General features: G+C 47.3%; 10 protein-coding genes, 9 tRNA genes, 6 rRNA genes and 1 other annotated feature. All 25 genes read left to right on the forward strand.

What is annotated here, in order from left to right:
- Positions 1-167: 167 nt before the first annotated feature.
- Positions 168-1717, forward strand: a 16S ribosomal RNA gene (locus AC0OMA_RS00530).
- 170 nt (positions 1718-1887) lie between these two features.
- Positions 1888-4815: ribosomal RNA gene (locus tag AC0OMA_RS00535) — 23S ribosomal RNA — on the forward strand.
- A gap of 54 nt (positions 4816-4869) precedes the next feature.
- Positions 4870-4985, forward strand: a 5S ribosomal RNA gene (gene rrf, locus AC0OMA_RS00540).
- A gap of 22 nt (positions 4986-5007) precedes the next feature.
- Positions 5008-5083 (forward strand) — tRNA-Val (locus AC0OMA_RS00545).
- A gap of 4 nt (positions 5084-5087) precedes the next feature.
- A tRNA-Thr gene (locus tag AC0OMA_RS00550) sits at positions 5088-5163 on the forward strand.
- 36 nt (positions 5164-5199) lie between these two features.
- A tRNA-Lys gene (locus AC0OMA_RS00555) sits at positions 5200-5275 on the forward strand.
- Between the two features lie 6 nt (positions 5276-5281).
- A tRNA-Leu gene (locus AC0OMA_RS00560) sits at positions 5282-5364 on the forward strand.
- Between the two features lie 40 nt (positions 5365-5404).
- Positions 5405-5479 (forward strand) — tRNA-Gly (locus AC0OMA_RS00565).
- A 14-nt stretch (positions 5480-5493) separates the two neighbouring features.
- Positions 5494-5579: transfer RNA gene (locus AC0OMA_RS00570), tRNA-Leu, on the forward strand.
- 9 nt (positions 5580-5588) lie between these two features.
- Positions 5589-5665 (forward strand) — tRNA-Arg (locus AC0OMA_RS00575).
- A 27-nt stretch (positions 5666-5692) separates the two neighbouring features.
- Positions 5693-5769: transfer RNA gene (locus tag AC0OMA_RS00580), tRNA-Pro, on the forward strand.
- A 7-nt stretch (positions 5770-5776) separates the two neighbouring features.
- Positions 5777-5852 (forward strand) — tRNA-Ala (locus AC0OMA_RS00585).
- Positions 5853-6023: 171 nt separating this feature from the next.
- Positions 6024-7573: ribosomal RNA gene (locus AC0OMA_RS00590) — 16S ribosomal RNA — on the forward strand.
- Positions 7574-7743: 170 nt separating this feature from the next.
- Positions 7744-10671 (forward strand): 23S ribosomal RNA (locus AC0OMA_RS00595).
- A gap of 55 nt (positions 10672-10726) precedes the next feature.
- Positions 10727-10842 (forward strand): 5S ribosomal RNA (gene rrf / locus AC0OMA_RS00600).
- The 16S, 23S and 5S rRNA genes sit together here with 9 tRNA genes alongside, the layout of an rRNA operon.
- Positions 10843-11082: 240 nt before the next feature.
- The gene (ctsR, locus tag AC0OMA_RS00605) at positions 11083-11547 is read left to right on the forward strand and encodes a transcriptional regulator CtsR (RefSeq protein ID WP_003225724.1); all 465 of its coding nucleotides are present in this window, start codon (positions 11083-11085) and stop codon (positions 11545-11547) included.
- A 13-nt stretch (positions 11548-11560) separates the two neighbouring features.
- A complete protein-coding gene (mcsA, locus tag AC0OMA_RS00610) occupies positions 11561-12118 on the forward strand; it encodes a protein-arginine kinase activator protein McsA (RefSeq protein WP_015252993.1) in 558 nt (185 codons plus the stop codon).
- The gene (locus tag AC0OMA_RS00615) at positions 12118-13209 is read left to right on the forward strand and encodes a protein arginine kinase (RefSeq protein WP_003235007.1); all 1092 of its coding nucleotides are present in this window, start codon (positions 12118-12120) and stop codon (positions 13207-13209) included. The genes mcsA and AC0OMA_RS00615 overlap by 1 nt, the downstream gene beginning before the upstream one ends.
- Positions 13206-15638, forward strand: a complete 2433-nt coding sequence (clpC, locus tag AC0OMA_RS00620) for an ATP-dependent protease ATP-binding subunit ClpC (protein ID WP_014475592.1) — start codon at positions 13206-13208, stop codon at positions 15636-15638. Before AC0OMA_RS00615 ends, clpC begins: the two co-directional genes overlap by 4 nt.
- A gap of 91 nt (positions 15639-15729) precedes the next feature.
- A complete protein-coding gene (gene radA, locus AC0OMA_RS00625) occupies positions 15730-17106 on the forward strand; it encodes a DNA repair protein RadA (protein WP_014475593.1) in 1377 nt (458 codons plus the stop codon).
- A 3-nt stretch (positions 17107-17109) separates the two neighbouring features.
- Entirely contained in the window at positions 17110-18192 is a 1083-nt protein-coding gene (gene disA, locus AC0OMA_RS00630; protein ID WP_003225736.1) for a DNA integrity scanning diadenylate cyclase DisA, read from the forward strand.
- 115 nt (positions 18193-18307) lie between these two features.
- Positions 18308-19408, forward strand: coding sequence for a PIN/TRAM domain-containing protein (locus AC0OMA_RS00635; protein ID WP_003235014.1), 1101 nt, complete (start codon positions 18308-18310; stop codon positions 19406-19408).
- 14 nt (positions 19409-19422) lie between these two features.
- On the forward strand, positions 19423-20121 hold the full coding sequence (gene ispD / locus AC0OMA_RS00640; protein WP_015382584.1) for a 2-C-methyl-D-erythritol 4-phosphate cytidylyltransferase: 699 nt from the start codon (positions 19423-19425) through the stop codon (positions 20119-20121).
- Positions 20114-20590 (forward strand): 2-C-methyl-D-erythritol 2,4-cyclodiphosphate synthase, encoded by a 477-nt coding sequence (gene ispF / locus AC0OMA_RS00645; RefSeq protein ID WP_003225745.1) that lies wholly within the window; start codon positions 20114-20116, stop codon positions 20588-20590. Before ispD ends, ispF begins: the two co-directional genes overlap by 8 nt.
- A gap of 90 nt (positions 20591-20680) precedes the next feature.
- The gene (gene gltX, locus AC0OMA_RS00650) at positions 20681-22132 is read left to right on the forward strand and encodes a glutamate--tRNA ligase (protein WP_014478617.1); all 1452 of its coding nucleotides are present in this window, start codon (positions 20681-20683) and stop codon (positions 22130-22132) included.
- Positions 22133-22134: 2 nt separating this feature from the next.
- Positions 22135-22365 (forward strand) — a binding site (T-box leader).
- Positions 22366-22385: the final 20 nt, after the last annotated feature.

The following is a 22385-nucleotide window of genomic DNA, read 5'->3' on the forward strand; positions in this document are numbered from 1 at the left end:
AATAACTTAAAAAAAGTTATTGACTTCACTGAGTCAACGAGTTATAATAATAAAGTCGCTTGAACGAAGTGAACAAAATGATCTTTGAAAACTAAACAAGACAAAACGTACCTGTTAATTCAGTTTTTAAAAATCGCACAGCGATGTGCGTAGTCAGTCAAACTACTTTATCGGAGAGTTTGATCCTGGCTCAGGACGAACGCTGGCGGCGTGCCTAATACATGCAAGTCGAGCGGACAGATGGGAGCTTGCTCCCTGATGTTAGCGGCGGACGGGTGAGTAACACGTGGGTAACCTGCCTGTAAGACTGGGATAACTCCGGGAAACCGGGGCTAATACCGGATGGTTGTTTGAACCGCATGGTTCAAGCATAAAAGGTGGCTTCGGCTACCACTTACAGATGGACCCGCGGCGCATTAGCTAGTTGGTGAGGTAACGGCTCACCAAGGCAACGATGCGTAGCCGACCTGAGAGGGTGATCGGCCACACTGGGACTGAGACACGGCCCAGACTCCTACGGGAGGCAGCAGTAGGGAATCTTCCGCAATGGACGAAAGTCTGACGGAGCAACGCCGCGTGAGTGATGAAGGTTTTCGGATCGTAAAGCTCTGTTGTTAGGGAAGAACAAGTACCGTTCGAATAGGGCGGTACCTTGACGGTACCTAACCAGAAAGCCACGGCTAACTACGTGCCAGCAGCCGCGGTAATACGTAGGTGGCAAGCGTTGTCCGGAATTATTGGGCGTAAAGGGCTCGCAGGCGGTTTCTTAAGTCTGATGTGAAAGCCCCCGGCTCAACCGGGGAGGGTCATTGGAAACTGGGGAACTTGAGTGCAGAAGAGGAGAGTGGAATTCCACGTGTAGCGGTGAAATGCGTAGAGATGTGGAGGAACACCAGTGGCGAAGGCGACTCTCTGGTCTGTAACTGACGCTGAGGAGCGAAAGCGTGGGGAGCGAACAGGATTAGATACCCTGGTAGTCCACGCCGTAAACGATGAGTGCTAAGTGTTAGGGGGTTTCCGCCCCTTAGTGCTGCAGCTAACGCATTAAGCACTCCGCCTGGGGAGTACGGTCGCAAGACTGAAACTCAAAGGAATTGACGGGGGCCCGCACAAGCGGTGGAGCATGTGGTTTAATTCGAAGCAACGCGAAGAACCTTACCAGGTCTTGACATCCTCTGACAATCCTAGAGATAGGACGTCCCCTTCGGGGGCAGAGTGACAGGTGGTGCATGGTTGTCGTCAGCTCGTGTCGTGAGATGTTGGGTTAAGTCCCGCAACGAGCGCAACCCTTGATCTTAGTTGCCAGCATTCAGTTGGGCACTCTAAGGTGACTGCCGGTGACAAACCGGAGGAAGGTGGGGATGACGTCAAATCATCATGCCCCTTATGACCTGGGCTACACACGTGCTACAATGGACAGAACAAAGGGCAGCGAAACCGCGAGGTTAAGCCAATCCCACAAATCTGTTCTCAGTTCGGATCGCAGTCTGCAACTCGACTGCGTGAAGCTGGAATCGCTAGTAATCGCGGATCAGCATGCCGCGGTGAATACGTTCCCGGGCCTTGTACACACCGCCCGTCACACCACGAGAGTTTGTAACACCCGAAGTCGGTGAGGTAACCTTTTAGGAGCCAGCCGCCGAAGGTGGGACAGATGATTGGGGTGAAGTCGTAACAAGGTAGCCGTATCGGAAGGTGCGGCTGGATCACCTCCTTTCTAAGGATATTATACGGAATATAAGACCTTGGGTCTTATAAACAGAACGTTCCCTGTCTTGTTTAGTTTTGAAGGATCATTCCTTCGAAACGTGTTCTTTGAAAACTAGATAACAGTAGACATCACATTCAATTAGTAACACAAGATATCACATAGTGATTCTTTTTAACGGTTAAGTTAGAAAGGGCGCACGGTGGATGCCTTGGCACTAGGAGCCGATGAAGGACGGGACGAACACCGATATGCTTCGGGGAGCTGTAAGCAAGCTTTGATCCGGAGATTTCCGAATGGGGAAACCCACCACTCGTAATGGAGTGGTATCCATATCTGAATTCATAGGATATGAGAAGGCAGACCCGGGGAACTGAAACATCTAAGTACCCGGAGGAAGAGAAAGCAAATGCGATTCCCTGAGTAGCGGCGAGCGAAACGGGATCAGCCCAAACCAAGAGGCTTGCCTCTTGGGGTTGTAGGACACTCTGTACGGAGTTACAAAAGAACGAGGTAGATGAAGAGGTCTGGAAAGGCCCGCCATAGGAGGTAACAGCCCTGTAGTCAAAACTTCGTTCTCTCCTGAGTGGATCCTGAGTACGGCGGAACACGTGAAATTCCGTCGGAATCCGGGAGGACCATCTCCCAAGGCTAAATACTCCCTAGTGACCGATAGTGAACCAGTACCGTGAGGGAAAGGTGAAAAGCACCCCGGAAGGGGAGTGAAAGAGATCCTGAAACCGTGTGCCTACAAGTAGTCAGAGCCCGTTAACGGGTGATGGCGTGCCTTTTGTAGAATGAACCGGCGAGTTACGATCCCGTGCAAGGTTAAGCAGAAGATGCGGAGCCGCAGCGAAAGCGAGTCTGAATAGGGCGCATGAGTACGTGGTCGTAGACCCGAAACCAGGTGATCTACCCATGTCCAGGGTGAAGTTCAGGTAACACTGAATGGAGGCCCGAACCCACGCACGTTGAAAAGTGCGGGGATGAGGTGTGGGTAGGGGTGAAATGCCAATCGAACCTGGAGATAGCTGGTTCTCTCCGAAATAGCTTTAGGGCTAGCCTCAAGGTAAGAGTCTTGGAGGTAGAGCACTGATTGGACTAGGGGCCCCTACCGGGTTACCGAATTCAGTCAAACTCCGAATGCCAATGACTTATCCTTGGGAGTCAGACTGCGAGTGATAAGATCCGTAGTCGAAAGGGAAACAGCCCAGACCGCCAGCTAAGGTCCCAAAGTATACGTTAAGTGGAAAAGGATGTGGAGTTGCTTAGACAACCAGGATGTTGGCTTAGAAGCAGCCACCATTTAAAGAGTGCGTAATAGCTCACTGGTCGAGTGACTCTGCGCCGAAAATGTACCGGGGCTAAACGTATCACCGAAGCTGCGGACTGTTCTTCGAACAGTGGTAGGAGAGCGTTCTAAGGGCTGTGAAGCCAGACCGGAAGGACTGGTGGAGCGCTTAGAAGTGAGAATGCCGGTATGAGTAGCGAAAGAGGGGTGAGAATCCCCTCCACCGAATGCCTAAGGTTTCCTGAGGAAGGCTCGTCCGCTCAGGGTTAGTCGGGACCTAAGCCGAGGCCGAAAGGCGTAGGCGATGGACAACAGGTTGATATTCCTGTACCACCTCCTCACCATTTGAGCAATGGGGGGACGCAGGAGGATAGGGTAAGCGCGGTATTGGATATCCGCGTCCAAGCAGTTAGGCTGGGAAATAGGCAAATCCGTTTCCCATAAGGCTGAGCTGTGATGGCGAGCGAAATATAGTAGCGAAGTTCCTGATTCCACACTGCCAAGAAAAGCCTCTAGCGAGGTGAGAGGTGCCCGTACCGCAAACCGACACAGGTAGGCGAGGAGAGAATCCTAAGGTGATCGAGAGAACTCTCGTTAAGGAACTCGGCAAAATGACCCCGTAACTTCGGGAGAAGGGGTGCTCTGTTAGGGTGCAAGCCCGAGAGAGCCGCAGTGAATAGGCCCAGGCGACTGTTTAGCAAAAACACAGGTCTCTGCGAAGCCGTAAGGCGAAGTATAGGGGCTGACGCCTGCCCGGTGCTGGAAGGTTAAGAGGAGCGCTTAGCGTAAGCGAAGGTGCGAATTGAAGCCCCAGTAAACGGCGGCCGTAACTATAACGGTCCTAAGGTAGCGAAATTCCTTGTCGGGTAAGTTCCGACCCGCACGAAAGGCGCAACGATCTGGGCACTGTCTCAACGAGAGACTCGGTGAAATTATAGTACCTGTGAAGATGCAGGTTACCCGCGACAGGACGGAAAGACCCCGTGGAGCTTTACTGCAGCCTGATATTGAATGTTGGTACAGCTTGTACAGGATAGGTAGGAGCCTTGGAAACCGGAGCGCCAGCTTCGGTGGAGGCATCGGTGGGATACTACCCTGGCTGTATTGACCTTCTAACCCGCCGCCCTTATCGGGCGGGGAGACAGTGTCAGGTGGGCAGTTTGACTGGGGCGGTCGCCTCCTAAAAGGTAACGGAGGCGCCCAAAGGTTCCCTCAGAATGGTTGGAAATCATTCGCAGAGTGTAAAGGCACAAGGGAGCTTGACTGCGAGACCTACAAGTCGAGCAGGGACGAAAGTCGGGCTTAGTGATCCGGTGGTTCCGCATGGAAGGGCCATCGCTCAACGGATAAAAGCTACCCCGGGGATAACAGGCTTATCTCCCCCAAGAGTCCACATCGACGGGGAGGTTTGGCACCTCGATGTCGGCTCATCGCATCCTGGGGCTGTAGTCGGTCCCAAGGGTTGGGCTGTTCGCCCATTAAAGCGGTACGCGAGCTGGGTTCAGAACGTCGTGAGACAGTTCGGTCCCTATCCGTCGCGGGCGCAGGAAATTTGAGAGGAGCTGTCCTTAGTACGAGAGGACCGGGATGGACGCACCGCTGGTGTACCAGTTGTTCTGCCAAGGGCATCGCTGGGTAGCTATGTGCGGACGGGATAAGTGCTGAAAGCATCTAAGCATGAAGCCCCCCTCAAGATGAGATTTCCCATTCCGCAAGGAAGTAAGATCCCTGAAAGATGATCAGGTTGATAGGTCTGAGGTGGAAGTGTGGCGACACATGGAGCTGACAGATACTAATCGATCGAGGACTTAACCACATTTTGAATGATGTCACACCTGTTATCTAGTTTTGAGAGAACACTCTCAATTTGTTTGGTGGCGATAGCGAAGAGGTCACACCCGTTCCCATACCGAACACGGAAGTTAAGCTCTTCAGCGCCGATGGTAGTCGGGGGTTTCCCCCTGTGAGAGTAGGACGCCGCCAAGCAATTGCACGTTAGTGCAATTATGGAGGATTAGCTCAGCTGGGAGAGCATCTGCCTTACAAGCAGAGGGTCGGCGGTTCGAGCCCGTCATCCTCCACCATTATGCCGGTGTAGCTCAATTGGTAGAGCAACTGACTTGTAATCAGTAGGTTGGGGGTTCAAGTCCTCTTGCCGGCACCACTTTTATATGATATAATACTCAAGTCTCTTGTAGAAGAGCCATTAGCTCAGTTGGTAGAGCATCTGACTTTTAATCAGAGGGTCGAAGGTTCGAGTCCTTCATGGCTCACCATTTTACGCGGGTGTGGCGGAATTGGCAGACGCGCTAGACTTAGGATCTAGTGTCTTTATGACGTGGGGGTTCAAGTCCCTTCACCCGCATTATATAGGATAACAGTTAGAAAAACTGGACATCCTGTCTGCGGAAGTAGTTCAGTGGTAGAACACCACCTTGCCAAGGTGGGGGTCGCGGGTTCGAATCCCGTCTTCCGCTCCAACTATACCATCCACGCCGGGGTGGTGGAATTGGCAGACACACAGGACTTAAAATCCTGCGGTAGGTGACTACCGTGCCGGTTCAAGTCCGGCCCTCGGCATTATGTTTTGCGCCCGTAGCTCAATTGGATAGAGCGTTTGACTACGGATCAAAAGGTTAGGGGTTCGACTCCTCTCGGGCGCGCCATATCTTTTAATAGAATAGATGGGAAATCGGGAAGTAGCTCAGCTTGGTAGAGCACATGGTTTGGGACCATGGGGTCGCAGGTTCGAATCCTGTCTTCCCGACCATTTTTATGGGGCCTTAGCTCAGCTGGGAGAGCGCCTGCTTTGCACGCAGGAGGTCAGCGGTTCGATCCCGCTAGGCTCCACCAAAAGTTTTTTTAAAAAAGTTGTTGACTTTGAAGAAGTGATATTGTATACTAACAAAGTTGCTTTAACAAAGCGGACAAAAAATGATCTTTGAAAACTAAACAAGACAAAACGTACCTGTTAATTCAGTTTTTAAAAATCGCACAGCGATGTGCGTAGTCAGTCAAACTACTTTATCGGAGAGTTTGATCCTGGCTCAGGACGAACGCTGGCGGCGTGCCTAATACATGCAAGTCGAGCGGACAGATGGGAGCTTGCTCCCTGATGTTAGCGGCGGACGGGTGAGTAACACGTGGGTAACCTGCCTGTAAGACTGGGATAACTCCGGGAAACCGGGGCTAATACCGGATGGTTGTTTGAACCGCATGGTTCAAACATAAAAGGTGGCTTCGGCTACCACTTACAGATGGACCCGCGGCGCATTAGCTAGTTGGTGAGGTAATGGCTCACCAAGGCAACGATGCGTAGCCGACCTGAGAGGGTGATCGGCCACACTGGGACTGAGACACGGCCCAGACTCCTACGGGAGGCAGCAGTAGGGAATCTTCCGCAATGGACGAAAGTCTGACGGAGCAACGCCGCGTGAGTGATGAAGGTTTTCGGATCGTAAAGCTCTGTTGTTAGGGAAGAATAAGTACCGTTCGAATAGGGCGGTACCTTGACGGTACCTAACCAGAAAGCCACGGCTAACTACGTGCCAGCAGCCGCGGTAATACGTAGGTGGCAAGCGTTGTCCGGAATTATTGGGCGTAAAGGGCTCGCAGGCGGTTTCTTAAGTCTGATGTGAAAGCCCCCGGCTCAACCGGGGAGGGTCATTGGAAACTGGGGAACTTGAGTGCAGAAGAGGAGAGTGGAATTCCACGTGTAGCGGTGAAATGCGTAGAGATGTGGAGGAACACCAGTGGCGAAGGCGACTCTCTGGTCTGTAACTGACGCTGAGGAGCGAAAGCGTGGGGAGCGAACAGGATTAGATACCCTGGTAGTCCACGCCGTAAACGATGAGTGCTAAGTGTTAGGGGGTTTCCGCCCCTTAGTGCTGCAGCTAACGCATTAAGCACTCCGCCTGGGGAGTACGGTCGCAAGACTGAAACTCAAAGGAATTGACGGGGGCCCGCACAAGCGGTGGAGCATGTGGTTTAATTCGAAGCAACGCGAAGAACCTTACCAGGTCTTGACATCCTCTGACAATCCTAGAGATAGGACGTCCCCTTCGGGGGCAGAGTGACAGGTGGTGCATGGTTGTCGTCAGCTCGTGTCGTGAGATGTTGGGTTAAGTCCCGCAACGAGCGCAACCCTTGATCTTAGTTGCCAGCATTCAGTTGGGCACTCTAAGGTGACTGCCGGTGACAAACCGGAGGAAGGTGGGGATGACGTCAAATCATCATGCCCCTTATGACCTGGGCTACACACGTGCTACAATGGACAGAACAAAGGGCAGCGAAACCGCGAGGTTAAGCCAATCCCACAAATCTGTTCTCAGTTCGGATCGCAGTCTGCAACTCGACTGCGTGAAGCTGGAATCGCTAGTAATCGCGGATCAGCATGCCGCGGTGAATACGTTCCCGGGCCTTGTACACACCGCCCGTCACACCACGAGAGTTTGTAACACCCGAAGTCGGTGAGGTAACCTTTTAGGAGCCAGCCGCCGAAGGTGGGACAGATGATTGGGGTGAAGTCGTAACAAGGTAGCCGTATCGGAAGGTGCGGCTGGATCACCTCCTTTCTAAGGATATTATACGGAATATAAGACCTTGGGTCTTATAAACAGAACGTTCCCTGTCTTGTTTAGTTTTGAAGGATCATTCCTTCGAAACGTGTTCTTTGAAAACTAGATAACAGTAGACATCACATTCAATTAGTAACACAAGATATCACATAGTGATTCTTTTTAACGGTTAAGTTAGAAAGGGCGCACGGTGGATGCCTTGGCACTAGGAGCCGATGAAGGACGGGACGAACACCGATATGCTTCGGGGAGCTGTAAGCAAGCTTTGATCCGGAGATTTCCGAATGGGGAAACCCACCACTCGTAATGGAGTGGTATCCATATCTGAATTCATAGGATATGAGAAGGCAGACCCGGGGAACTGAAACATCTAAGTACCCGGAGGAAGAGAAAGCAAATGCGATTCCCTGAGTAGCGGCGAGCGAAACGGGATCAGCCCAAACCAAGAGGCTTGCCTCTTGGGGTTGTAGGACACTCTGTACGGAGTTACAAAAGAACGAGGTAGATGAAGAGGTCTGGAAAGGCCCGCCATAGGAGGTAACAGCCCTGTAGTCAAAACTTCGTTCTCTCCTGAGTGGATCCTGAGTACGGCGGAACACGTGAAATTCCGTCGGAATCCGGGAGGACCATCTCCCAAGGCTAAATACTCCCTAGTGACCGATAGTGAACCAGTACCGTGAGGGAAAGGTGAAAAGCACCCCGGAAGGGGAGTGAAAGAGATCCTGAAACCGTGTGCCTACAAGTAGTCAGAGCCCGTTAACGGGTGATGGCGTGCCTTTTGTAGAATGAACCGGCGAGTTACGATCCCGTGCAAGGTTAAGCAGAAGATGCGGAGCCGCAGCGAAAGCGAGTCTGAATAGGGCGCATGAGTACGTGGTCGTAGACCCGAAACCAGGTGATCTACCCATGTCCAGGGTGAAGTTCAGGTAACACTGAATGGAGGCCCGAACCCACGCACGTTGAAAAGTGCGGGGATGAGGTGTGGGTAGGGGTGAAATGCCAATCGAACCTGGAGATAGCTGGTTCTCTCCGAAATAGCTTTAGGGCTAGCCTCAAGGTAAGAGTCTTGGAGGTAGAGCACTGATTGGACTAGGGGCCCCTACCGGGTTACCGAATTCAGTCAAACTCCGAATGCCAATGACTTATCCTTGGGAGTCAGACTGCGAGTGATAAGATCCGTAGTCGAAAGGGAAACAGCCCAGACCGCCAGCTAAGGTCCCAAAGTATACGTTAAGTGGAAAAGGATGTGGAGTTGCTTAGACAACCAGGATGTTGGCTTAGAAGCAGCCACCATTTAAAGAGTGCGTAATAGCTCACTGGTCGAGTGACTCTGCGCCGAAAATGTACCGGGGCTAAACGTATCACCGAAGCTGCGGACTGTTCTTCGAACAGTGGTAGGAGAGCGTTCTAAGGGCTGTGAAGCCAGACCGGAAGGACTGGTGGAGCGCTTAGAAGTGAGAATGCCGGTATGAGTAGCGAAAGAGGGGTGAGAATCCCCTCCACCGAATGCCTAAGGTTTCCTGAGGAAGGCTCGTCCGCTCAGGGTTAGTCGGGACCTAAGCCGAGGCCGAAAGGCGTAGGCGATGGACAACAGGTTGATATTCCTGTACCACCTCCTCACCATTTGAGCAATGGGGGGACGCAGGAGGATAGGGTAAGCGCGGTATTGGATATCCGCGTCCAAGCAGTTAGGCTGGGAAATAGGCAAATCCGTTTCCCATAAGGCTGAGCTGTGATGGCGAGCGAAATATAGTAGCGAAGTTCCTGATTCCACACTGCCAAGAAAAGCCTCTAGCGAGGTGAGAGGTGCCCGTACCGCAAACCGACACAGGTAGGCGAGGAGAGAATCCTAAGGTGATCGAGAGAACTCTCGTTAAGGAACTCGGCAAAATGACCCCGTAACTTCGGGAGAAGGGGTGCTCTGTTAGGGTGCAAGCCCGAGAGAGCCGCAGTGAATAGGCCCAGGCGACTGTTTAGCAAAAACACAGGTCTCTGCGAAGCCGTAAGGCGAAGTATAGGGGCTGACGCCTGCCCGGTGCTGGAAGGTTAAGAGGAGCGCTTAGCGTAAGCGAAGGTGCGAATTGAAGCCCCAGTAAACGGCGGCCGTAACTATAACGGTCCTAAGGTAGCGAAATTCCTTGTCGGGTAAGTTCCGACCCGCACGAAAGGCGCAACGATCTGGGCACTGTCTCAACGAGAGACTCGGTGAAATTATAGTACCTGTGAAGATGCAGGTTACCCGCGACAGGACGGAAAGACCCCGTGGAGCTTTACTGCAGCCTGATATTGAATGTTGGTACAGCTTGTACAGGATAGGTAGGAGCCTTGGAAACCGGAGCGCCAGCTTCGGTGGAGGCATCGGTGGGATACTACCCTGGCTGTATTGACCTTCTAACCCGCCGCCCTTATCGGGCGGGGAGACAGTGTCAGGTGGGCAGTTTGACTGGGGCGGTCGCCTCCTAAAAGGTAACGGAGGCGCCCAAAGGTTCCCTCAGAATGGTTGGAAATCATTCGCAGAGTGTAAAGGCACAAGGGAGCTTGACTGCGAGACCTACAAGTCGAGCAGGGACGAAAGTCGGGCTTAGTGATCCGGTGGTTCCGCATGGAAGGGCCATCGCTCAACGGATAAAAGCTACCCCGGGGATAACAGGCTTATCTCCCCCAAGAGTCCACATCGACGGGGAGGTTTGGCACCTCGATGTCGGCTCATCGCATCCTGGGGCTGTAGTCGGTCCCAAGGGTTGGGCTGTTCGCCCATTAAAGCGGTACGCGAGCTGGGTTCAGAACGTCGTGAGACAGTTCGGTCCCTATCCGTCGCGGGCGCAGGAAATTTGAGAGGAGCTGTCCTTAGTACGAGAGGACCGGGATGGACGCACCGCTGGTGTACCAGTTGTTCTGCCAAGGGCATCGCTGGGTAGCTATGTGCGGACGGGATAAGTGCTGAAAGCATCTAAGCATGAAGCCCCCCTCAAGATGAGATTTCCCATTCCGCAAGGAAGTAAGATCCCTGAAAGATGATCAGGTTGATAGGTCTGAGGTGGAAGTGTGGCGACACATGGAGCTGACAGATACTAATCGATCGAGGACTTAACCATATTTTTGAATGATGTCACACCTGTTATCTAGTTTTGAGAGAACACTCTCAATTTGTTTGGTGGCGATAGCGAAGAGGTCACACCCGTTCCCATACCGAACACGGAAGTTAAGCTCTTCAGCGCCGATGGTAGTCGGGGGTTTCCCCCTGTGAGAGTAGGACGCCGCCAAGCAAGCTTAAACCCAGCTCATTGAGCTGGGTTTTTTGTATTTTGGTTTATTGGTATCATAAAATTCCACTTAACTGTATAATATAATAACTTTATACCGAATTTTAAATCAGCAATCAGGTTTTGTGGACCGCGAAAATGGAAATAATAAAGGATAGAGCGAGAAAGTTGAAAATTCTCGAGAAACGGCTTATAGTAAGATTATAGTCAAATATAGTCAAAGTCAGTAAAGGAGGGGGTTGAGTGGGACATAATATTTCTGACATCATTGAACAATATTTAAAACGAGTGTTAGATCAAAATGGCAAGGAAATTTTAGAGATTAAACGAAGTGAAATTGCAGATAAATTTCAATGCGTTCCTTCCCAAATAAATTATGTCATCAACACCAGATTTACAAGCGAAAGAGGATATATTGTTGAGAGCAAACGCGGGGGCGGCGGTTACATCAGAATCATTAAAATTAAAATGAACAATGAAGTTGTCCTGATCAATAATATTATTTCTCAAATTAATACCCATTTGTCTCAAGCAGCCTCTGATGACATTATTTTAAGGCTATTAGAAGACAAGGTAATTTCAGAAAGAGAAGCAAAAATGATGGTCAGCGTAATGGACCGCTCAGTTTTACACATTGACTTACCTGAACGTGATGAATTAAGAGCAAGAATGATGAAGGCAATGCTGACTTCTTTAAAATTAAAATAAGCGGGTGAAAAGATTGATTTGTCAAGAGTGCCACGAGAGACCAGCCACTTTTCACTTTACAAAGGTTGTTAACGGAGAAAAAATAGAAGTTCATATTTGTGAACAATGTGCCAAAGAAAATAGTGATTCATATGGTATAAGTGCAAATCAGGGTTTCTCTATTCATAATTTACTTTCGGGTTTACTGAACATGGATTCTTCATTTCAAAATGCAGGAACTCAAATGTTCAGTCACTCGGAGCAAATATCTGCTTGTCCGAAATGCGGAATGACTTTTCAGCAATTCAGAAAAATTGGCCGTTTTGGATGTTCTGAATGTTACAAAACATTTCATAGCAACATTACACCAATCCTACGTAAAGTGCACAGCGGAAACACTGTGCATGCAGGTAAGATACCGAAACGAATAGGCGGCAATCTTCATGTCAGACGGCAGATTGATATGCTAAAAAAGGAATTAGAATCCTTAATCCATCAAGAAGAATTTGAAAATGCAGCTCATGTAAGAGATCAAATTCGTTCATTAGAACAATCACTCAAAAGTACAGATAGTGAGGAGGAACAGGAGTAATGTCGCTAAAGCATTTTATTCAGGACGCACTAAGCAGTTGGATGAAGCAGAAAGGACCTGAAAGTGACATTGTACTCAGCAGCCGCATACGTTTAGCAAGGAACTTTGAGCATATTCGGTTCCCTACGCGGTATTCCAATGAAGAAGCCTCATCCATCATACAGCAATTTGAAGATCAGTTTTCAGAGCAAGAAATTCCCGGAATCGGCAAATTTGTTTTGATTAGAATGAATGATGCACAGCCTTTAGAGAAGCGTGTACTTGTTGAAAAACATCTAATCAGCCCGAATCTGACAGAGTCTCCTTTTGGCGGCTGTTTGCTTTCTGAAAATGAGGAAGTAAGCGTCATGCTAAATGAAGAGGACCATATTAGAATTCAGTGTCTTTTCCCTGGATTTCAGCTTTTAGAAGCAATGAAAGCCGCAAACCAGGTCGACGACTGGATTGAAGAAAAAGTTGATTATGCATTCAATGAGCAAAGAGGATACTTAACCAGCTGTCCTACAAACGTAGGTACAGGTTTAAGGGCTTCGGTCATGATGCATCTGCCGGCATTGGTTTTAACTAGGCAAATAAATCGAATTATACCGGCAATTAATCAATTAGGCTTAGTTGTTAGAGGAATTTATGGGGAAGGCAGCGAAGCAGTAGGGAATATCTTTCAAATTTCAAATCAGATCACGCTTGGTAAGTCAGAGCAGGATATTGTAGAGGATCTTAACAGTGTTGCTGCTCAGTTGATTGAACAAGAACGATCTGCCCGAGAAGCGATTTATCAAACTTCTAAAATCGAACTCGAGGATCGGGTATATCGGTCTTATGGGGTCTTGTCTAATTGCCGGATGATAGAATCGAAAGAAACTGCAAAGTGCCTTTCAGATGTTCGGTTAGGCATAGACCTAGGCATTATAAAAGGACTTTCAAGCAACATACTTAACGAACTTATGATTTTGACGCAGCCAGGGTTTTTACAGCAATACTCGGGAGGCGCTTTGCGTCCGAACGAAAGGGACATTCGAAGAGCGGCTCTCATCAGAGAACGGCTTCACTTAGAAATGAATGGGAAAAGACAGGAGGATGAATCGATATGATGTTTGGAAGATTTACAGAACGAGCTCAAAAAGTACTGGCGCTAGCACAGGAAGAAGCACTTCGGTTAGGTCATAATAACATTGGCACTGAGCATATTTTATTAGGACTGGTAAGAGAAGGAGAGGGCATTGCTGCTAAAGCTCTTCAAGCGCTTGGACTCGGTTCAGATAAAATTCAGAAAGAAGTAGAAAGTTTGATCGGGCGCGGGCAGGAAATGTCTCAAACGATTCATTATACTCCTAGAGCTAAAAAAGTCATTGAGCTTTCAATGGATGAAGCAAGAAAACTCGGTCATTCTTATGTTGGAACAGAACATATTCTTCTTGGTCTGATTCGTGAAGGAGAAGGTGTTGCTGCGAGAGTTCTGAATAATCTCGGTGTCAGCTTAAATAAAGCAAGACAGCAGGTGCTCCAGCTTCTAGGAAGTAATGAAACAGGATCATCAGCGGCAGGAACAAACAGCAATGCGAATACGCCTACGCTTGACAGCTTGGCAAGAGACTTAACTGCTATTGCGAAGGAAGACAGTCTTGACCCTGTAATCGGCAGAAGCAAGGAGATCCAGCGTGTCATTGAAGTGTTAAGCCGCAGAACGAAAAACAACCCTGTTCTCATAGGGGAACCAGGTGTAGGTAAAACGGCTATCGCAGAAGGTTTGGCACAGCAAATTATCAATAATGAAGTACCCGAAATTTTGCGTGATAAACGTGTGATGACATTAGACATGGGAACAGTTGTTGCCGGCACAAAATACCGTGGAGAATTTGAGGATCGCCTGAAGAAGGTCATGGATGAAATTCGCCAGGCAGGAAATATCATTCTATTCATCGATGAGCTCCATACACTAATCGGGGCAGGCGGAGCAGAAGGTGCTATTGATGCATCTAATATTTTAAAACCATCACTTGCTCGCGGCGAACTCCAATGTATTGGTGCAACGACTCTTGATGAGTACCGTAAATATATTGAAAAAGATGCAGCACTGGAACGCCGTTTTCAGCCGATTCAGGTTGATCAGCCATCTGTAGATGAAAGTATTCAAATTTTACAAGGTCTGCGTGACAGATACGAAGCCCACCACCGCGTTTCTATCACTGATGATGCCATTGAAGCTGCGGTTAAGCTTTCTGACAGATATATTTCTGACCGCTTCCTTCCGGATAAAGCAATTGACTTGATCGATGAAGCAGGTTCAAAGGTGAGACTGCGCTCATTTACAACGCCTCCTAACTTAAAAGAGCTTGAGCAGAAGCTTGATGAGGTTCGTAAAGAGAAGGATGCGGCAGTGCAAAGCCAAGAGTTTGAAAAAGCTGCTTCCTTGCGTGATACTGAACAACGCCTGCGCGAGCAAGTAGAGGATACGAAGAAATCATGGAAAGAGAAGCAAGGGCAGGAAAACTCAGAGGTTACTGTGGATGATATTGCGATGGTTGTATCCAGCTGGACCGGTGTGCCTGTATCTAAAATCGCCCAAACTGAAACTGATAAGCTTCTCAATATGGAAAACATTCTTCATTCCCGCGTCATCGGCCAGGATGAGGCAGTTGTAGCTGTTGCAAAAGCCGTCAGACGTGCGAGAGCAGGGTTGAAAGATCCTAAACGCCCAATCGGCTCATTCATTTTCTTAGGCCCTACAGGTGTAGGTAAAACAGAGCTTGCACGAGCACTCGCTGAATCCATTTTTGGCGATGAAGAATCCATGATCAGAATTGATATGTCTGAATACATGGAAAAACACTCAACTTCAAGACTTGTTGGTTCACCTCCGGGATATGTGGGATATGATGAAGGCGGTCAATTGACAGAGAAAGTCAGAAGAAAACCTTACTCTGTCGTGCTTCTTGATGAGATCGAGAAAGCGCACCCTGATGTCTTCAATATCCTTCTGCAAGTTCTTGAAGACGGACGATTGACTGATTCTAAAGGACGCACAGTCGATTTCCGCAATACCATTCTGATCATGACATCAAACGTCGGAGCAAGTGAGCTGAAACGCAATAAATATGTCGGCTTTAACGTTCAGGATGAAACTCAAAATCATAAAGACATGAAAGATAAAGTGATGGGTGAATTGAAACGAGCGTTCAGACCTGAGTTCATCAACCGTATTGATGAAATCATTGTCTTCCATTCACTTGAGAAAAAACATCTTACTGAAATTGTGTCATTAATGTCTGATCAATTAACGAAACGCTTGAAAGAACAAGATCTTTCTATCGAATTGACAGATGCTGCAAAAGCGAAAGTCGCGGAAGAGGGCGTTGATCTGGAATACGGTGCCCGTCCGTTAAGAAGAGCGATCCAAAAACATGTCGAGGATCGTTTATCTGAAGAACTCCTCAGAGGAAATATTCATAAAGGACAGCATATTGTTCTTGATGTAGAAGATGGCGAATTTGTCGTAAAAACGACTGCTAAAACGAATTAATATAGAAGACGGAAATGAGGCATACAGCATGTAAGTGTATGCCTCACTTTCATATCAAGAAATAGAACAAGGGAGAGGTCTTACACTATATATGGCTAAAACAAAATCGAAATTCATCTGCCAATCCTGCGGCTACGAGTCTCCAAAATGGATGGGGAAATGTCCGGGCTGCGGTGCTTGGAATACAATGGTGGAAGAAATGATTAAAAAAGCACCGGCCAATCGGAGAGCGGCTTTTTCTCATTCTGTTCAAACTGTACAGAAACCTTCACCTATTACATCAATCGAAACATCAGAAGAACCCCGCGTCAAAACACAGCTTGGCGAGTTTAACAGAGTACTCGGGGGAGGTGTCGTTAAAGGCTCCCTCGTTTTAATCGGCGGTGATCCTGGTATCGGAAAGTCAACGCTATTACTGCAGGTTTCCGCTCAATTATCAGGTTCATCAAACAGTGTGCTGTATATTTCGGGAGAAGAATCTGTAAAGCAAACGAAGCTGCGAGCAGACCGGCTCGGCATTAATAATCCGTCACTGCATGTTTTATCTGAAACCGATATGGAGTATATTTCGTCTGCTATACAAGAGATGAATCCAGCGTTTGTCGTTGTTGACTCTATTCAGACGGTTTACCAAAGCGATATTACATCGGCTCCAGGCAGTGTGTCACAAGTCAGAGAATGTACCGCTGAGCTGATGAAAATTGCAAAAACAAAAGGTATTCCGATTTTTATCGTAGGGCACGTGACGAAAGAAGGGTCTATTGCAGGTCCGAGACTGTTGGAGCATATGGTTGACACTGTTTTATATTTTGAGGGAGAACGCCACCATACTTTCCGTATTTTGCGGGCTGTAAAAAACCGTTTCGGATCTACAAACGAAATGGGCATTTTTGAAATGCGGGAAGAGGGGCTCACTGAGGTTTTGAATCCTTCAGAAATTTTCTTAGAAGAACGCTCTGCTGGTTCCGCAGGCTCGAGTATCACTGCCTCTATGGAGGGCACTAGACCGATTCTTGTTGAAATTCAGGCGCTTATCTCGCCAACAAGCTTTGGCAACCCAAGGCGTATGGCAACGGGAATAGACCATAACAGGGTTTCTCTGTTAATGGCTGTGTTAGAAAAAAGAGTAGGGCTGCTGCTGCAAAATCAGGATGCTTATTTGAAAGTGGCTGGCGGCGTTAAGCTTGATGAACCGGCAATTGATCTTGCCATTGTGATTAGTATCGCATCAAGCTTTAGAGACACACCTCCAAATCCTGCAGATTGTTTTATTGGAGAAGTGGGATTAACCGGAGAAGTCCGGCGGGTTTCAAGAATTGAACAGCGTGTGAAAGAAGCGGCAAAGCTTGGTTTTAAACGCATGATCATACCCGCGGCAAATCTGGATGGATGGACAAAACCAAAAGGGATTGAGGTTATCGGAGTAGCAAATGTTGCAGAAGCGCTTCGTACTTCATTAGGAGGATAATAGATGGAAAAAGAGAAAAAAGGGGCGAAACACGAGTTAGACCTGTCATCTATATTGCAGTTTGTTGCTCCGGGTACACCGCTCAGAGCGGGGATGGAAAACGTCTTGAGAGCAAATACAGGCGGTCTGATTGTTGTTGGATATAATGATAAAGTAAAAGAAGTGGTGGACGGCGGCTTTCACATAAACACGGCTTTTTCTCCGGCGCATTTATATGAGCTGGCTAAAATGGATGGAGCGATCATTTTAAGTGATTCGGGTCAAAAAATCCTCTACGCGAATACTCAGCTGATGCCGGATGCCACAATTTCTTCATCAGAAACAGGAATGCGGCACAGAACTGCCGAAAGAGTAGCTAAGCAAACTGGCTGTCTTGTGATCGCAATTTCTGAAAGAAGAAATGTCATAACGTTATATCAGGAAAACATGAAGTATACACTAAAAGACATAGGATTTATTTTAACCAAGGCGAACCAAGCCATTCAAACACTTGAAAAATATAAGACAATCCTCGATAAAACGATTAATGCACTGAACGCGTTAGAGTTTGAGGAACTTGTTACCTTCAGTGATGTCTTGTCTGTCATGCATCGTTATGAAATGGTACTGAGAATCAAAAACGAAATTAATATGTATATCAAAGAGCTGGGGACAGAAGGACATCTGATCAAACTGCAAGTCATTGAATTGATTACGGATATGGAAGAAGAGGCCGCTTTATTTATTAAGGACTATGTAAAAGAAAAGATTAAAGATCCGTTTGTTCTCTTGAAGGAGCTGCAGGATATGTCCAGTTATGATCTGCTGGATGATTCCATTGTGTATAAGCTTCTCGGTTACCCTGCTTCTACTAATCTTGATGATTATGTATTGCCGAGAGGATACAGGCTGTTAAATAAGATACCGCGTCTTCCGATGCCGATTGTTGAAAATGTTGTAGAAGCATTTGGAGTCCTACCAAGGATTATTGAGGCGAGTGCAGAAGAATTAGATGAAGTAGAGGGAATCGGTGAAGTACGAGCCCAAAAAATCAAAAAAGGATTAAAACGCCTGCAAGAGAAGCATTATTTAGACAGACAACTGTGATTTCGGTTAAAACCTTATGAATACGGGTATATTAATGTTGGTTTTTGTTTATTCTGATATTCGTAGGATGCATAAGACTTTGTGAAATTAAAATGTTAAAAAAGGAGGTGGGGGTATGTTAAAACGAATAGTTCAGGCGTTCTTCATTATTTTTGGCGGCGTTGTTGGTATATTTTTGATACCTGAATTGTTTGTACTGTTAAATATACAGGACATACCTTTAATAACAAACGCATATACGTCTGCGGCAATAGGAGCAATTATCTTTTTTCTCATCAGTATATGGGGTACAGAATACGTTGTGAACTGGGTGAAGTGGATAGAGGATTCATTGTTAAAAGCGCCGGTTCCAGATTTGTTATTTGGAAGTCTTGGCTTAGTTTTTGGACTTATAATTGCTTATCTTATCGTAAATGTTATTCCTTTAGACAATATACCTTACCGCATATTCAGCACAATAATTCCTGTATTTTTGGCTTTCTTCCTCGGTTATCTCGGCTTCCAGGTGGGCTTTAAGAAAAAGGATGAATTGATCAGCCTGTTTTCCATTTCCGCCAGAATGCAAAAGAAAAAAGGAACAGCTGATGAAGAACATGAGGTTCAAGACAAGAAGCTGAAAATTTTGGACACTAGTGTTATTATTGATGGGAGAATAGCAGATATTTGTCAGACTGGTTTTTTAGAGGGAGTTATCGTGATTCCGCAGTTTGTTCTTGAGGAATTGCAGCATATTGCAGACTCTTCAGATGTTTTAAAACGAAACAGAGGACGCCGCGGTCTTGATATCCTGAACCGCATTCAGAAAGAATTAGACATTGAAGTTGAAATTTACGAAGGCGACTTTGAAGATATTCAGGAGGTTGACAGCAAGCTCGTCAAACTTGCTAAGCTGACATCCGGGGTCGTCGTGACGAATGATTTTAATTTAAATAAAGTGTGCGAGCTTCAGAAGGTAGCAGTATTAAACATTAATGACCTTGCCAATGCGGTCAAGCCTGTTGTGCTTCCTGGCGAGGAAATGAATGTTCAGGTCATTAAGGACGGGAAAGAGCATAATCAGGGAGTTGCCTACTTGGATGACGGTACGATGATTGTCGTTGAAGAAGGACGGAATTATATCGGCAAGCATATTGATGTACTCGTCACAAGTGTGCTGCAGACAGCAGCGGGACGAATGATTTTTGCGAAGCCTAAGCTGTTGGAGAAGGCGCTGTAAAGGGAGAAGAAACAATGAGTTATGAAGTGGTGATTCCTGCAGCCGGACAGGGAAAGCGGATGAAGGCAGGGAGAAATAAACTGTTCATTGAGCTGAAAGGAGACCCGGTGATCATACACACGTTAAGAGTGTTTGACAGCCACCGGCAGTGCGATAAAATCATTTTGGTGATTAACGAGCAGGAGCGGGAGCACTTTCAGCAATTGCTGTCCGATTACCCGTTTCAAACTTCGATTGAGCTTGTTGCAGGCGGAGAAGAGCGTCAGCACAGTGTGTATAAGGGGCTGAAAGCCGTAAAGCAGGAAAAGATTGTCCTTGTACATGACGGTGCCCGCCCATTTATAAAACATGAACAAATTGACGAACTGATCGCAGAGGCGGAACAGACAGGAGCGGCCATCCTTGCTGTTCCGGTAAAAGATACGATTAAACGCGTTCAAGATTTACAAGTCAGTGAGACGATTGAACGTTCAAGCTTGTGGGCTGTCCAAACGCCACAAGCTTTTCGTCTTTCTTTATTGATGAAGGCTCACGCTGAGGCCGAGCGCAAGGGATTTTTAGGGACGGATGACGCCAGCCTCGTTGAACAGATGGAGGGCGGTTCGGTCCGTGTTGTAGAAGGCAGCTATACAAATATTAAGCTGACGACGCCAGACGATTTGACGTCAGCTGAAGCTATCATGGAATCAGAAAGTGGGAATAAACATGTTTAGAATTGGACAAGGATTTGATGTGCATCAATTAGTGGAGGGCCGTCCTCTCATTATTGGCGGAATTGAAATCCCGTACGAAAAAGGGCTGCTTGGCCATTCTGATGCAGACGTATTGCTGCATACCGTCGCTGACGCCTGCCTGGGAGCTGTGGGTGAAGGAGACATCGGCAAGCATTTTCCTGACACAGATCCCGAGTTCAAGGACGCAGATTCTTTCAAATTACTTCAGCATGTCTGGGGAATCGTGAAACAGAAGGGGTATGTCCTTGGGAACATTGATTGCACCATCATAGCGCAAAAGCCGAAGATGCTGCCGTACATAGAAGATATGAGAAAAAGAATTGCTGAAGGCCTTGAGGCAGATGTTTCTCAAGTAAATGTAAAAGCAACAACGACAGAAAAGCTTGGATTTACAGGCCGGGCGGAAGGAATAGCGGCTCAGGCGACAGTACTGATACAAAAAGGCTAACTTGTTTTGATGCCGGGTCTATTTGGTGGTAGAATAGATTCATACATTTTTGCCTGAGGCCATACATGACATGAAAGGAAGTATTTGAAAATGGGAAACGAAGTACGCGTCCGTTATGCACCGAGTCCAACCGGACATTTGCATATTGGAAATGCCAGAACGGCGCTTTTTAATTATTTATTTGCCCGCAATCAAGGCGGTAAGTTTATCATTCGAGTTGAGGATACTGATAAAAAGCGCAATATTGAGGGCGGAGAACAAAGCCAGCTGAATTATCTGAAGTGGCTAGGTATTGACTGGGATGAGAGTGTGGATGTCGGAGGAGAGTACGGCCCATACCGTCAGTCAGAGCGTAACGATATCTATAAAGTGTACTATGAAGAGCTTCTTGAAAAAGGGCTTGCTTATAAATGTTACTGTACGGAAGAAGAGCTTGAAAAAGAGCGTGAAGAACAGATTGCCCGCGGAGAAATGCCTCGTTATTCCGGAAAACACAGAGACCTGACTCAGGAAGAACAGGAGAAATTTATCGCTGAAGGCAGAAAACCGAGTATTCGTTTCCGAGTGCCGGAAGGGAAAATCATCGCCTTCAATGATATCGTAAAAGGTGAAATTTCTTTTGAATCAGATGGCATCGGCGACTTTGTTATTGTGAAAAAGGACGGAACGCCGACTTACAACTTTGCGGTAGCGATTGATGACTACTTAATGAAAATGACACACGTGCTGCGCGGTGAGGATCATATTTCTAACACACCGAAACAGATTATGATTTATCAAGCATTCGGATGGGATATTCCTCAGTTCGGACACATGACGCTGATCGTAAACGAAAGCCGTAAAAAGCTCAGCAAACGTGATGAATCCATTATTCAATTCATCGAGCAGTACAAAGAGCTTGGCTACCTGCCAGAAGCACTGTTCAACTTTATCGGCCTGTTAGGCTGGTCACCTGTTGGAGAAGAAGAGCTTTTCACAAAAGAACAGTTTATTGAAATTTTTGATGTAAATCGTTTATCTAAATCACCAGCTTTGTTTGATATGCATAAGCTAAAATGGGTTAACAACCAATATGTGAAGAAGCTGGATCTTGATCAGGTTGTTGAATTGACGCTTCCGCATTTGCAAAAAGCCGGCAAAGTTGGCACTGAGCTTTCTGCTGAAGAACAAGAATGGGTTCGTAAACTGATTTCCCTGTATCATGAGCAATTAAGCTACGGTGCGGAAATTGTTGAGCTGACTGATTTGTTCTTTACGGATGAGATCGAGTATAATCAAGAAGCGAAAGCTGTTCTGGAAGAAGAACAGGTTCCTGAAGTGCTCAGCACATTCGCAGCGAAGCTTGAAGAGCTTGAGGAGTTCACTCCGGATAACATCAAAGCATCGATCAAAGCAGTGCAGAAAGAAACTGGCCATAAAGGAAAAAAACTGTTTATGCCGATTCGTGTTGCTGTAACAGGGCAAACTCACGGTCCGGAACTGCCGCAATCAATTGAATTGATCGGTAAAGAGACTGCAATTCAGCGTTTGAAAAATATCTAAATAAATGATTGTTGACAGGGAAGAGTATAAAGCTTTAGGCCATTACAGAAAGGATCTCCATTGGCTGAGAGAGATCCATGAGCCGGGTTTTAGAAGTGCGCCCTTTAGACCTTTGAAGAACGTTTTTTGAAATCAGTATTCAAAGGCGGCCGCCGCCGTTACAGGCTGAAGTTGGGAGAGCAGAAGTCTGCTTTTCAAACAGAGTGGAACCGCGCGGTTAAAGCGTCTCTGTCATGTTTACATGCAGAGACGC

This window comes from Bacillus sp. AMCV2 (assembly GCF_056033925.1).